14 protein-coding genes are annotated in these 13,181 nt (G+C 71.7%); 5 read left to right on the forward strand and 9 right to left on the reverse strand.

Going from position 1 to position 13,181, the window contains the following annotated elements; translation table 11 throughout:
• Positions 1–24: 24 nt before the first annotated feature.
• Positions 25–807, reverse strand: coding sequence for a DUF4190 domain-containing protein (locus ACF1A5_RS20770; RefSeq protein ID WP_392194336.1), 783 nt, complete (start codon positions 805–807; stop codon positions 25–27).
• A 253-nt stretch (positions 808–1,060) separates the two neighbouring features.
• Here ACF1A5_RS20770 and ACF1A5_RS20775 point away from each other — a divergent pair, with 253 nt between their 5' ends.
• The 3 genes from ACF1A5_RS20775 (at position 1,061) to ACF1A5_RS20785 (ending at position 4,398) form a co-directional block, all read left to right on the forward strand.
• Positions 1,061–2,227 (forward strand): adenosine deaminase, encoded by a 1,167-nt coding sequence (locus tag ACF1A5_RS20775; protein ID WP_392194337.1) that lies wholly within the window; start codon positions 1,061–1,063, stop codon positions 2,225–2,227.
• Between the two features lie 36 nt (positions 2,228–2,263).
• Entirely contained in the window at positions 2,264–2,971 is a 708-nt protein-coding gene (locus ACF1A5_RS20780; RefSeq protein ID WP_392194338.1) for a glycerophosphodiester phosphodiesterase, read from the forward strand.
• A 248-nt stretch (positions 2,972–3,219) separates the two neighbouring features.
• On the forward strand, positions 3,220–4,398 hold the full coding sequence (locus tag ACF1A5_RS20785; protein WP_392194339.1) for a serine hydrolase domain-containing protein: 1,179 nt from the start codon (positions 3,220–3,222) through the stop codon (positions 4,396–4,398).
• Here ACF1A5_RS20785 and ACF1A5_RS20790 read toward each other — a convergent pair.
• From ACF1A5_RS20790 to ACF1A5_RS20825, 8 genes are all read right to left on the reverse strand, one after another.
• Positions 4,388–4,918, reverse strand: coding sequence for a hypothetical protein (locus ACF1A5_RS20790; protein WP_392194340.1), 531 nt, complete (start codon positions 4,916–4,918; stop codon positions 4,388–4,390). The two genes, ACF1A5_RS20785 and ACF1A5_RS20790, sit on opposite strands and share 11 nt — an antisense overlap.
• A 30-nt stretch (positions 4,919–4,948) precedes the next feature.
• Positions 4,949–5,515, reverse strand: a complete 567-nt coding sequence (locus tag ACF1A5_RS20795) for an HXXEE domain-containing protein (protein WP_392194341.1) — start codon at positions 5,513–5,515, stop codon at positions 4,949–4,951.
• Positions 5,516–5,611: 96 nt separating this feature from the next.
• Complete coding sequence (locus ACF1A5_RS20800) at positions 5,612–6,223, reverse strand: GAF domain-containing protein (RefSeq protein WP_392194342.1); 612 nt, start codon at positions 6,221–6,223, stop codon at positions 5,612–5,614.
• A complete protein-coding gene (locus tag ACF1A5_RS20805) occupies positions 6,138–6,809 on the reverse strand; it encodes an ATP/GTP-binding protein (protein WP_392194343.1) in 672 nt (223 codons plus the stop codon). The genes ACF1A5_RS20800 and ACF1A5_RS20805 overlap by 86 nt, the downstream gene beginning before the upstream one ends.
• Positions 6,787–7,179, reverse strand: a complete 393-nt coding sequence (locus ACF1A5_RS20810) for a DUF742 domain-containing protein (protein WP_392194344.1) — start codon at positions 7,177–7,179, stop codon at positions 6,787–6,789. Before ACF1A5_RS20810 ends, ACF1A5_RS20805 begins: the two co-directional genes overlap by 23 nt.
• 3 nt (positions 7,180–7,182) lie before the next feature.
• Complete coding sequence (locus tag ACF1A5_RS20815) at positions 7,183–7,578, reverse strand: roadblock/LC7 domain-containing protein (RefSeq protein ID WP_356191224.1); 396 nt, start codon at positions 7,576–7,578, stop codon at positions 7,183–7,185.
• A 33-nt stretch (positions 7,579–7,611) separates the two neighbouring features.
• Positions 7,612–9,315, reverse strand: coding sequence for an ATP-binding protein (locus tag ACF1A5_RS20820; RefSeq protein ID WP_392194345.1), 1,704 nt, complete (start codon positions 9,313–9,315; stop codon positions 7,612–7,614).
• Positions 9,316–9,498: 183 nt separating this feature from the next.
• On the reverse strand, positions 9,499–10,938 hold the full coding sequence (locus ACF1A5_RS20825) for a gamma-aminobutyraldehyde dehydrogenase (RefSeq protein ID WP_392194346.1): 1,440 nt from the start codon (positions 10,936–10,938) through the stop codon (positions 9,499–9,501).
• Between the two features lie 205 nt (positions 10,939–11,143).
• On the opposite strand from ACF1A5_RS20825, the gene ACF1A5_RS20830 reads away from it, so the two are divergent.
• Entirely contained in the window at positions 11,144–11,659 is a 516-nt protein-coding gene (locus tag ACF1A5_RS20830; RefSeq protein WP_356191216.1) for an Lrp/AsnC family transcriptional regulator, read from the forward strand.
• Positions 11,644–13,023: an aspartate aminotransferase family protein gene (locus ACF1A5_RS20835; protein ID WP_392194347.1), complete on the forward strand. Its 1,380-nt coding sequence runs from the start codon at positions 11,644–11,646 to the stop codon at positions 13,021–13,023. Before ACF1A5_RS20830 ends, ACF1A5_RS20835 begins: the two co-directional genes overlap by 16 nt.
• The last annotated feature ends 158 nt before the right edge of the window (positions 13,024–13,181 follow it).

Here is a 13,181-nt window from a genome sequence, read left to right on the forward strand (position 1 = left end):
CCGGGCTCAGCGGTGCTGCCGGGCTCAGCGGTCGGCCAGGGCGGTGGCGGCCGGGCGGTACGCACCGTAGTACGGGTCCGTGTCCGCGTGCTCCTTGTTGATGGCCCTGGTGATGCCGATGGCGATGAGGACGATCATCGCGATGCCGAGCAGGATGCCGATGATGCCCGTGATCAGGCCTGCCTGGGCCTGGCCGGGGTTGGTGGCCTCGCCCCGGTCGGCCTTTCGGCGGCCCTTGACTCCGAAGACGATGGCGAGGGTGCCGAGCACGACCGAGACCACGCCGTACAGGCAGAAGAGGCAGCAGGACAGGATGCCGAGCACCATGGCCGCGGTGCCGAGCCCGTTCTGCGGGGCCATGGGCACGCCGGGCCAGCCGTAACCGGGGTAGGCGGGGTAGCCGTAGCCGCCGGGGGCGTTGGGGCCCGAGGGCGCGAGGGGCGGCGGCGGTATCGGGGACTCGCCACCGGGGGCCGCGAAGGCGGACGGGGCGGGCGGGGTGGTCCCGGCGGCCGGCATCGAGACCATCGTGGCCTGGTCGTGCACGGACGGCGGCGGGTAGGAAGGCTGCCCGGACCGGGGCGGCTGACCGTAGGCCGAAGGCCACGCGGGCGGCGTCCCGTCCTGCGCCGGGGGCTGCTGGCCCTGCGCGGGCACGGGAGCCTGCTGGTGCGGGGCCCACGGCCCGGCCGCGGGAGCGGACGGCTGCGGCTGCGGCCGCTTCTCCAGCGAGGGTCCGTTCTCCGGCGGAGCCCAGGGATTGTGGTCGGCCCCGGCGCCCCCGCCCGGCCGCGTTCCGTCCGTCATGTCCCGCAGTCCCCCTCGCTCGATCGTCCCGCCATGCTACGGCCTCGCCCTGACACCCCGGACGGACGGGCCACGCCTCCCGCGAGAGGCGGGGCGGCGCCTCCCGGACGCAGGCCGGGCCTCCCCGGGACGAAGGCCCCGCGCCCGGACGAAGCCCCCCGGACGCGGGCTCCGCCCGCCGCACGCGGGCGCACCCGATCGCTCACCGATCGCTCACCGATCGCTCATCGATCGCTCACCCGATGCCTGCGCGATGACCGGCCCCCGCTCCCCCGGCGGTGGGCGCCTACGATGTGCGGTGCCGTTTGATCAGCCGATCACCCGCGCCGCGCCCCGGTGGCCCGCGGCGCCTTCCCCGGGGAGGGATCCCTTGACCGACCAGCGCGCACCCCGCGACCTGCACGCCTTCATCGCCGGACTGCCCAAGGCCGAGCTGCACGTGCACCACGTCGGCTCCGCCTCTCCCCGGATCGTCTCCGAGCTGGCCGCCCGCCACCCCGACTCCAGGGTGCCCACCGATCCGGAGGCCCTGGCCGACTACTTCACGTTCACGGACTTCGCCCACTTCATCGAGGTGTACCTGTCCGTCGTCGACCTCGTCCGCACCCCGGAGGACGTGCGGCTGCTGACGTACGAGGTGGCCCGCGAGCTGGCCCGCCAGCAGGTGCGCTACGCCGAGCTGACGATCACGCCGTTCTCGTCCACCCGCCGCGGCATCGACGAGCTGGCCTTCATGGAGGCGATCGAGGACGCCCGCAAGGCGGCCGAGTCCGAGCTGGGGACCGTGCTGCGCTGGTGCTTCGACATCCCGGGCGAGGCCGGCGCGGAGGCGGCCGAGGAGACCACCCGGCTCGCCACCGACGACCGGCTGCGCCCCGAGGGACTGGTCTCCTTCGGGCTCGGCGGCCCGGAGATCGGCGTACCGCGGCCGCAGTTCAAGCCGTACTTCGACCGGGCGATCGCCGCCGGGCTGCGGTCCGTCCCGCACGCGGGCGAGACCACCGGTCCGGAGACGGTGTGGGACGCCCTCACGGAGCTGCGCGCCGAACGCATCGGCCACGGCACCAGCTCCGCGCGGGACCCGAAGCTGCTGGCGCACCTCACCGAGCACGGGATCGCGCTGGAGGTGTGCCCCACCTCCAACATCGCCACCCGCGCGGTACGCGCCCTCGACGAGCACCCGATCAAGGAGTTCGCGCGCGCCGGGGTGCTGGTGACAGTCAACTCCGACGACCCGCCGATGTTCGGCACCGACCTCAACAACGAGTACGCGGTGGCCGCCCGTCTGCTCGACCTCGACGAGCGGGGCCTGGCCGAGCTCGCCAAGAACGCCGTGCGCGCGTCCTTCCTCGACCAGCCCGGCAAGGCCCGTGTCGCGCAGGAGATCGACACCTACACCTCGGCCTGGCTCGCGCCCTGACCCCGGCCGCCACCTGACCCCGGCCACAATGGGGTCATGCAGACCGTGACAGCCGTGGGCCACCGCGGCGACCCCTACCGCTTCCGCGAGAACACGATCGACTCACTGCGTTCCGCGCTCGACCAGGGCGCGGACGCGGTGGAGATCGACGTACGGCTCACCCGGGACGGCGTGCCCGTGCTGCTGCACGACGAGACGCTGAAGCGGCTGTGGGAGCACAACCGGCCACTGCGGGCGCTGTCGGCGGACGAGGTGCGCGGGCTGACCGCCACCCGGGTGCCGACGCTGGAGGACGCGCTCGGCGCGACGGACGGCAGCCGCGTGATGATCGACCTGCCCGGCGCGCCCGGCCCGCGGGCGGTGCGGCGGATCGTCGACGTGGTCCACGCGTGCGGAGCGGGGGACCGGGTGTACTACTGCGCGGGCGCCGAGGCGATGCTCGCGGTCCGCGCGGCCGACCGGTCGGCGGAGCTCGCCCTCACCTGGACGACCCTCGCCCCGCCGCGGGCCGGGCTCCTGGACGCGGTCCGACCGCGCTGGCTGAACTACCGCTTCGCCCTGGTGACCCGGGCCCTCGCGGCCCGGGTCCACCGCGACGGCTACCTGCTGTCGGCCTGGACCCCGGACACCCGCCGCTCCCTGCGCCGCCTCCTCGACGCCGGCGTCGACTCGATCACGACCAACCGCATCGACCTGCTGTGCACCCTGCGCGAGAGCGACGCCGCCGGGCCGCAGCGGCGGTAGCCGAGCCATCCCGGCGGCCGGCCGACGGCGACGGCGACGGCGACGGCGACGGCGACGGCCGAGGGGACGGCGACGGGCGGGGTCCCGTAGGGGGCGGCCCCCGACAACGCGCATGCCTCGTGAGGGGGTTCATGGGGGCTGTCTGGGGGGCCGGCGCCCTCCTCGCCGACGATCCGCGGGGACGCGTGGGCACCGAGGATGATCACCGACAGCCATTCGGACCACTCGGACCTCCCAAGGAGCAGCCGATGCGCGCCCGTACCACGACCCTGACCACTGCCGTCCTCGTCCTCGCCCTGACCGCCGCCGGGCCACTGGCCTCCGCCCCGGCCTTCGCCGCACCGGCCACGGAGCCGGGTACCTCGGCCTCTCCGCACGGGACGGTCAAGACGTCCGTGAGCGGCACGGCGCCCGGACCGGACACCGAGGCCCTCTCCGCCGCGATCGCCGGGCTGCCCGACCATGACGCCACCGCCGCCCTCATCCGCGTCGGCGGCGACGGCGGCTGGCGCGGGACCGCAGGGGTGAGGGACGTGCGCACCGGCGCGCCCGCCCTCGAGAACGGGCGGTTCCGGGCCGGTTCGGTGACGAAGGTGGTGACCGCGGCGATCGTGCTGCAACTGGCCGCGGAGAAGCGCATCGACCTCGACGGCACCGTGCAGCGGTATCTGCCCGGCCTGCTCACCGAGGAGTTCCGGCCCGTCACCGTACGGCAGTTGCTGAACTACACCAGCGGCCTGCAGTCGGGGCCGTCCCTCGGCGAGACGGTCGAGGAGGGGTACCCGCACCGCTTCGAGACGTTGACACCCCGCCAGGTCGTGGCCGGCGCCGTCGCCAAGGGCCCGGCGTACGCGCCCGGAACGCGGCAGACGTACGACAACATCCACTACACCGTCCTCGGGATGCTGATCGAGAAGGTGACCGGCGACTCCTACGCGCACCAGGCCCAGGTGCGGATCTTCCGGCCGCTCGGGATGCGCGCCACCTCGTTCCCCGCCGGTCCCGACCCCCGCGTCCACGGTCCGCACAACCGGGGGTACGACTGGATCGACGGCCGGTTGGTCGACGTCACCGACTGGAACATGTCGGACCGCTGGGCGGCCGGCGACCTGATCTCGACCACGGCCGACCTCGAACGCCTGCTGGTGGCCCTGTTCCGCGGCCGCGTGGTGCCCGCACCGCAACTGCGGGAGATGTTCACCCTTCCCGACGTCCCCGGGGCGCGCTATGCCGCGGCGCTGGAGCGGTTCGAGCTGAACGGCCGCGTGATCTGGGGAAAGACGGGGTCGCGCCCCGGGTACGCCACGGCGATCGCCGCGACCAGGGACCTGTCCCGCACGCTGGTCTACGACGTCAACTCCACCGACGCGAAAGGCGACGGCCTGGCCGTCGCCCAGCGCTTCGCCTACCCGGCCTTCAACCGCTGAGGGCCACCGCGGCGGTCGCCGGAGGGGCGGTCAGTGCCTCCAACCGCTTGATCCTCTTCCGCACGACGTTCAGCGGGACGATCCCGAGGACCCCGAACGACATGTCGACGACCGACCACCAGAAGGGGATGCCGCGAATCGGCCCGCAGATCAGCGCGAGCGGGATGATTCCGGCACAGGCGATCATCCCGAACTCGACGACCCAGATGTTGCGGACCGGGTCACGGTAGGGGCCGTAGAAGGCGACGGCGATGACGAGGTGCGCGAAGGCCAGCCAGTCCGTGCCGTACAGCACGAAGGGGTACCCGGCGTCGGTGGCGTCGAGTCCGCGCCGTACGCGCTCGATCCACTCCATGAGCCCCGGCAGGTGCTCCGGCACGGACAGGGTCCGCAACAGGCTCTCGATGCCCCGTAGTTCGTGGACCAACGGGAAGGCGGTGGCTCCGCTGAGCACCAGGCACACGACGAAGACGACCAACCAGGCGCGGATGCCCTTGAGGAGGGCTGCTCTGTCGCTCATGACCGGAGCGTACTCCGCGATTGAACACGTTCAAAAATCGCCCCTTCCATCCGGGGGCCGACGGGCCGGAAGCCCGCGCGCCACGGCATGCGACGCGACCGTGGCCGCGGCAGCCAGGCCCAGGCCGAGGACCAGGTCATTCGGACGGGTGGGGCGCAGGACGCCGGCACGGCGCAGCCGCCCGCGCGCCCAGAGGGTGAAGGGGAGGACCAGGACGGGGGAGGTCGCCGACCCCGGTGTGTAGCCGCGTACGGCGGCCGCCTGGGCCAGGTGCACCAGGCCGTGCAGTCCGAAGCCGCCCAGCGCGGCCTGGTACCCGGCCGAGCGTCCGCCGGTCGCGTGGCCCGCGGCCGACGCGGCGGCGACGATCGCCGCCATCACGCCTACGGCCACGGTGAATTCGCGTGCGTCGAGCGACTCGGCCCGCCGCCACACCGCGTCCGGCACCCTCGGGAACCGCTCCCGCAGCACGGGTACGTTCCGGCGCAGCCACCCCGGCAGCAGGGCCAACTCCTCGGCGTCGTGCAGGGCCCAGGCCGCCAGCAGCCCCAACGTGACGGCGGGACCCGGTCGTTCATCACTCGATGCGCGTGTCACACGGGCCGAGGATACCGACGGCGGCCGGGGACGTCTCTGGGCGAAGGGTGACGCGGGCGCGGTGCGTCCGCGGGCACCGGGCGGTGCCCGCGACTGTCAGCGGCCCGGGCCCGGCCGTTCGATGCGCTCCACGAGTTCGGCCGCCATCGACTTGATGGTCTCCAGGCCCTGCTGCCCCCAGGCGTGCGGGTCCTGGTCGACCACGCAGATCGTGCCCAGCACCATGCCCGTGTTGTCGATCAGCGGGGCGCCCAGGTAGGAGTGGATCCCGATGGCGTCGACGACGTGGTTCCCGGCGAAGCGCGGGAAGTCGCGGACGTCGTCCAGCACCAGGGCCTTGCGCCGCCGGACCACGTGCGGGCAGAAGCCGATGTCGAAGTCGCGCGGCATCACCCGGCCCGGGACGGGCTCCTCCAGCAGCGGGGACTCCAGCTCGACGGTGGTGTCCGAGGCCGCGCTGTACAGGCCCGCGTAGTACTGGCGGTTCTCGTCGAGGAAGAAGTTGACCCCCGCGTAGCACCCCCCGGTGCGCCGGGCCAGTTCCCGCGCGAACTCGTCGAACTCCGGGACCGGCCTGTCCCCGATGCCCAGTTCCCGAAGCCGGGCGGACCGGGCCGCCGCCTCAGGATCCTGCGGGGGCAGGAGCAGGTGACGCACGGCGATCCCGGTCTCCGCGCCGAAGGGGGTGTGGGGCGCCCTCGATGCCATGGGAACTCCTTGAAGTGATCAGATGCTGCACGAGTGAAAGCAGGACCCGGATGCCCGAGCTGGACAGGCGGGCGTCACACAGCACCACCGGCACCTCGGGCTTGAGGTCGAGCGCCGCCCGCACCTCTTCCGGCTCATAGGGGTGCGCCCCGTCGAACTCGTTGACCGCGACGACGAAGGGGATGCCCCGTGACTCGAAGAAGTCGACCGCCGGGAAGCAGTGCTCCAGACGGCGGGTGTCGGCGAGGACGACCGCGCCGAGCGCACCGGCCGACAGCTCGTTCCACAGGAACCAGAAGCGCTCCTGACCGGGCGTGCCGAACAGATAGAGCACGTGCTCGGGGCCGAGGGTGATCCGGCCGAAGTCCATGGCCACCGTGGTGGTGGCCTTCCTCTCCACCCCGTCGAGCCGGTCCGTGGCGGCGCTGACCTCGGTCAGCAGCTCCTCCGTGTTCAGCGGCTCGATCTCGCTGACCGCTCCCACGAACGTGGTCTTGCCCACCCCGAAGCCGCCGGCGACCAGGATTTTGATCCCCGTCGGAAGGGAGTCGGCGCCGAGTGCCTCAGAGTAGTTTGAGGAGCCCATCCCGCAAGGCCTCCAATAGATCCAGATCGGGGGCCGCAGTCGACCCGTCGGTTGCCAGGTTGAAGGGCCGTGCGACGACCGCGCCCCGCTCGACCAGGTCGGACAGCAGCACTTTGATCACCGTCGCCGGCATCCGGGTGCGCCCCGCGATCTCAGCGACCGCCACCGGCGCCCGGCACAGCTCCAGCACCCGGACGTGATCCAGTCCCAGGGTGCCGCGGAGCGTCGCGCCGGTGGCCACCACCATGGTCATCAGGTCGAAGTGGCAGGTGGGCCGGGTGCGTCCCTCGCTGACGGTGTACGGCCGGACCATCCGTCCGACGGCGTCGTCCAGCAGCGGCCGGTGGGCTCCACCCGGGTCGTCCGGCATCCCTCACTGCCCCACCGACTGGCGCGGGGAGGCTCCCAGGTGACGGCGGACGCCCTTGACCATCATGGTCATCTCGTAGCCCAGCACCGCCACGTCCGCCTCGTGCCCGGCGAGCACCGCCAGCAGGGCGCCCTGCCCGGCGGCGGAGACGAAGAGCAGCGAGTTGCTGAGTTCGGTGACGATCTGCCGTACGTCGCCGCCGTCGTCGAAACGTTTGCCGGCACTGCGGGCCAGCGAGTAGAGCCCGCTGGACAGGGCCGCCAGGTGGTCCGCCGCGTCCTTGTCCAGTCCGTCCTGGGCCATCACCAGACCGTCCGAGGACAACAGCAGTGCGCTGCGCGTGTGCGGCACACGCTGCAGAAGGCCGGTCAACAGCCAGGAAAGGTCTTCGCTCACCACGATCGCGTACTTCTCCTCAGTGATGTGTAACTGCTAGCCGGCCGGGTCCGGGGCTGGCATCGGCGCTTTCGCCGGCCCGGCTTCCTCGGTCTGCTCGGTTTCCTCGGCCCGGCGGACGCCGGTCCGGAAGGCGGCCATCAGACCCGGGTCGTGGTCGGCCTCCTCGGCCGCCGCGTCCGTGGGCGGGGCGTGCCTCAGTTCTGGGGCGAGGTGCTCCTGGCGGCGGCGCCTGGGCAGCGACGGACGTGCGGCCTCCGGCGCGAGCGTCTCGGAGTCCGCCGGGGCCTCATGGCCGTTGGGGACCGCGGGCTCGGCGGTCTGCGGGGATCGCTCCCGGGGCGCGGAGGACGAGGTCCGTGCGGCGAGCGCGACCGTCTCCCGTACCCGCTCCGCCGCACCCGCCGCGTCCGCCGCGCGGCCGTGGGCGGGTGGGGGCGTCGGGCCGTGCGGGTCCGGGGTGCCGCCCGCCGCCGGCTGCCGCTCCGGTTCCGGCGTCTCCTCCGGTCCGCCCAGCAGTTCGTGCGGCAGCACGACGACCGCCTGGGTACCGCCGTAGACGTTGTTCTGCAGCCGTACGGCGATGCCGTGCCGCCGGGCGAGCGCGGAGACCACGTAGAGGCCGATCCGGCCGTCGGTGAGCAGTTCGCCGAGCGTGACCGCGTCGGGCGAACCGAGCAGGGAGTTCATGCGGTTGCGCTCGGCGGAGTCCATGCCCAGGCCGCGGTCCTCGACCTCGATCGCGAGCCCGGCGGTGACGTGCTCGGCGCGCAGCAGCACCTGGGTGTGGGGAGGGGAGAACACGGTGGCGTTCTCGACCAGTTCGGCCAGCAGGTGGACCACGTCCACCACGGCGTGCCCGCGCACCGTCCCCTCCACCGGGGGGACCATCTTGACCCGCGCGTACTGCTCGATCTCGGCGGCCGCGGAGCGCATCACGTCGGCCATGCCGACCGGCTGGGTCCACAGGCGGTGGGAGACGGCCCCGCCGAGCACGGCCAGGTTCTCGGCGTAGCGGCGGATGCGGGTGGCCAGGTGGTCGACCCGGAACAGGCCCTTGAGCAGGGCCGGGTCCTCGACCTCGTTCTCCAGGTCGTCCAGCAGCCCGATCTCGCGGTGCACCAGCGACTCGAGTCGGCGGGCCATGTTGGCGAAGACCTCGAAGTGCGCGCCGCCGTCCGGCCGTTGTGCCGCTTCCCGCGCGGGCGACTCCGCGGCACGCGGGCCGGACGCGGCCCCTTCGCCGAGCCGGTCCAGCGCCTCGCCGGCCCGGTCCAGCGCGTCCGCCGCCCGGTCCGGCACCGGGGCGCCCTGGAGCCGCCACCGCTCCAGCAGCTCCTGGCCGCGCCGGAGTTCCGTGCGCAACCGCGCCAGCTCGGCCTGGCCGCGGGCCGCGAAGCCGCTCACCTCGGTGTAACGGCGTTCCAGGGTCCGGGCCTTCGCCGCAGCGGAGAGCCCGGCACCGAGGAGGATCGCGCACACGATCACCAGCGTGCCCGTGACCAGCCCCCAGAAGGCGGCCCGGTCGACGTGGCCCACGCCCGCGGTGTACAAGAGAGCGGCGGCCACGGCTCCGGTGGCGGTGACCAGCCCGGCGGGCAGCGTCGCCAGCAGCACCAGATGGCGCGCGAACGCCCTGCCGTGCCCGGCCGGGTTCATGTCCGGGACATGCCATGCCGGAGCATCGACGGCCGCCGCCTCCTGCGGGGCCTGGGCGGGCAGAGTGAAAGGTTCCTGCATCACGGTCCCTGGTCGCATATCGGCCAGCAGGCCGAAAGTGTACAAGGCACGTTACAGGGAACCGCCCCCCACGTCACTACTAGTTACCTCGTGGGCAATGTTTTTCGGGACAATACACGGCCCCGGACGGTCCGTCCTCCGTCCGGGGCCACGTCGTCCGGCGGGCGGTGCCCGCCGGTCCGGTCACGCGTCCAGCGACGTCATCACGTGCTTGATGCGGGTGTAGTCCTCGAAGCCGTAGCCCGACAGGTCCTTGCCGTAGCCGGACTTCTTGAACCCGCCGTGCGGCATCTCGGCGACCAGCGGGATGTGGGTGTTGATCCACACACAGCCGAAGTCGAGCTTCTTGGACATCCGCATGGCGCGGGCGTGGTCCTTGGTCCACACCGAGGAGGCCAGCGCGTACTCGACGCCGTTGGCGTACTCGACGGCCTGGTCCTCGTCGGTGAAGGACTGCACGGTGATGACCGGGCCGAAGACCTCCTTCTGGACGATCTCGTCGTCCTGGTTCAGGCCCGAGACGACGGTCGGGGCGAAGAAGTAGCCCTTGTCGCCGACCTGGTGGCCGCCGGCCTCGACCTTGGCGTGCGCGGGGAGGCGCTCGATGAAGCCCGCGACCTGCTTGAGCTGGTTGGGGTTGTTGAGCGGGCCGAAGAGGACGTCCTCGTCGTCCGGCTGCCCCGTCTTCGTCTCGGCGGCGGCCTTGGCCAGCGCGGAGACGAACTCGTCGTGGATGGACTCGTGGACGAGCACGCGGGTGGCAGCCGTGCAGTCCTGGCCGGCGTTGAAGAAGCCCGCGACCGAGATGTCCTCGACGGCCTTGGGGATGTCGGTGTCCTCGAACACCACGACCGGGGCCTTGCCGCCCAGCTCCAGGTGGACGCGCTTGAGGTCCTTGGACGCGGACTCGGCGACCGACATGCCGGCGCGCACGGAGCCGGTGATGGACGCCATCGCCGGGGTCGGGTGCTCGACCATCAGACGGCCGGTGTCGCGGTCGCCGCAGATGACGTTGAAGACGCCCTTGGGCAGGATCGAGCCGATGATGTCGGCGATCAGAACGGTGGAGGCCGGGGTGGTGTCCGACGGCTTCAGGACGACCGCGTTGCCCGCGGCGATCGCCGGGGCGAACTTCCACACGGCCATCATCATCGGGTAGTTCCACGGCGCGACCTGGGCGCAGACGCCGACCGGCTCACGGCGGACGATGGAGGTCAGCCCCTCCATGTACTCGCCGGCCGAGCGGCCCTCGAGCATGCGTGCCGCGCCCGCGAAGAAGCGGATCTGGTCGACCATCGGCGGGATCTCCTCGTCCCGCGTCAGCCCGATCGGCTTGCCGGTGTTCTCCACCTCGGCCGCGATGAGTTCCTCGGCGCGCTCCTCGAAGGCGTCCGCGATCTTCAGGAGGGCCTTCTGGCGCTCGGCGGGAGTGGTGTCGCGCCAGGCCGGGAAGGCCGCGGCGGCGGCCGCCATGGCGGCGTCCACGTCCGCCTGCCCGGACAGCGGCGCGGTCGCGTACGCCTCGCCCGTCGCGGGGTTGACCACCTCGGTGGTCCGTCCGTCGGCGGCGTCCCGGAACTCACCGTCGATGTAGTTGCGCAGACGACGCAGCTCGGTGCTCACTGCCGGCCCTCCTGTCAGGTCTTGGCTGCTTACGAAGGTCTCGGGGCGGGCCCTGGGGGTGTCCACGCACTGAGACATGCCCACCCTAGCCGGGAGGCCGACGTTTTCAACACCCCTGATCCCGCCACTGCTGCGAAATCCGCAGACCTCAGTCTCGTAAACAACGAATTTCATCGATACGGCCTTGCGGAACTGTCGAGACGTCGTGCACAGTGAGGTCGTGGCCAGTCGAAGCGCAGACCAGAGGGACCTCCGCGAGTCCAGGAACGGCAGCCCCCACCTGGACGCCGTCTCCCTCGCCATCATCGAGCAGCTCCAGGAGGACGGCCGCCGGCCGTACGCCGCGATCGGCAAGGCCGTCGGCCTGTCCGAGGCGGCGGTGCGCCAGCGCGTCCAGAAGCTGCTCGACCAGGGCGTGATGCAGATCGTCGCCGTCACGGACCCGCTCACCGTGGGTTTCCGCCGGCAGGCGATGGTCGGAGTCAATGTCCAGGGCGACGTGGAGGCCGTCGCGGACGCGCTGACCGACATGTCGGAAGTCGAGTACGTGGTGATGACCGCGGGCTCGTTCGACATCCTCGCGGAGATCGTCTGCGAGGACGACGACCACCTGCTGGACGTCATCAACAAACGCATCCGGACCATGCCCGGTGTGCGCTCCACCGAGAGCTTCGTCTACCTCAAGCTCAAGAAGCAGACCTACATGTGGGGAACCCGATAACCGTGAGCAAGGACCTCAGCCGATCCGCCTACGAGCACCTGTGGATGCACTTCACCCGCATGTCCTCGTACGAGAACTCCCCCGTGCCGACGATCGTGCGCGGCGAGGGCACGCACATCTACGACGACAAGGGCAAGCGCTACCTGGACGGTCTCGCGGGTCTGTTCGTGGTCCAGGCCGGGCACGGCCGCACGGAACTGGCCGAGACCGCCTTCAAGCAGGCGCAGGAGCTGGCGTTCTTCCCGGTGTGGTCCTACGCCCACCCCAAGGCCGTGGAACTGGCCGAGCGTCTCGCGCACCACGCGCCGGGCGACCTGAACAAGGTCTTCTTCACCACCGGCGGCGGTGAGGCGGTGGAGACCGCCTGGAAGCTCGCCAAGCAGTACTTCAAGCTGACCGGCAAGCCCACCAAGTACAAGGTGATCTCCCGCGCGGTCGCCTACCACGGCACCCCGCAGGGCGCGCTGTCCATCACCGGCCTGCCCGCCCTGAAGGCCCCCTTCGAGCCGCTGGTGCCGGGCGCGCACAAGGTCCCGAACACCAACATCTACCGCGCCCCGATCTTCGGCGACGACCCGGAGGCCTTCGGCCGCTGGGCCGCCGACCAGATAGAGCAGCAGATCCTCTTCGAGGGCCCGGACACGGTCGCCGCGGTCTTCCTGGAGCCGGTGCAGAACGCCGGTGGCTGCTTCCCGCCGCCGCCCGGCTACTTCCAGCGGGTCCGCGAGATCTGCGACAAGTACGACGTGCTGCTGGTGTCGGACGAGGTCATCTGCGCCTTCGGCCGGCTCGGCACGATGTTCGCCTGCGACAAGTTCGGCTACGTCCCGGACATGATCACCTGCGCCAAGGGCATGACCTCGGGCTACTCCCCGATCGGCGCCTGCATCGTCTCCGACCGCCTCGCCGAGCCGTTCTACAAGGGCGACAACACCTTCCTGCACGGCTACACCTTCGGCGGCCACCCGGTCTCCGCCGCGGTGGGCCTGGCCAACCTCGACCTGTTCGAGCGCGAGGGCCTGAACCAGCACGTGCTCGACAACGAGGCCGCGTTCCGCTCGACCCTGGAGAAGCTGCACGACCTGCCGATCGTCGGCGACGTCCGCGGCAACGGCTTCTTCTACGGCATCGAACTGGTGAAGGACAAGAACACCAAGGAGTCCTTCAACGAGGAGGAGACCGAGCGCGTCCTCTACGGCTTCCTCTCCAAGGCCCTGTTCGACAACGGCCTGTACTGCCGTGCCGACGACCGCGGCGACCCGGTGATCCAGCTCGCCCCGCCGCTGATCTCCAACCAGGAGACCTTCGACGAGATCGAGCAGATCCTGCGCGCCACGCTGACGGAGGCCTGGACCAAGCTGTGACGCGGGGCGGCCCCGCGGCCGCACCGGCGATCACGCGAGGCACATACCTCCGATCAGATGATCATCTCCGGCCCCGGCGCCGTCCGTTCGAGTGAGAAACGGCGGCCCGGGGCCGCGTACTGTCCGGCCTCCCGCCCTCGGCTGCCTAGCGTGCCAGT

Source organism: Streptomyces sp. NPDC014864 (assembly GCF_043081525.1).
In the GTDB taxonomy this organism is placed as follows: Bacteria; Actinomycetota; Actinomycetes; order Streptomycetales; family Streptomycetaceae; genus Streptomyces.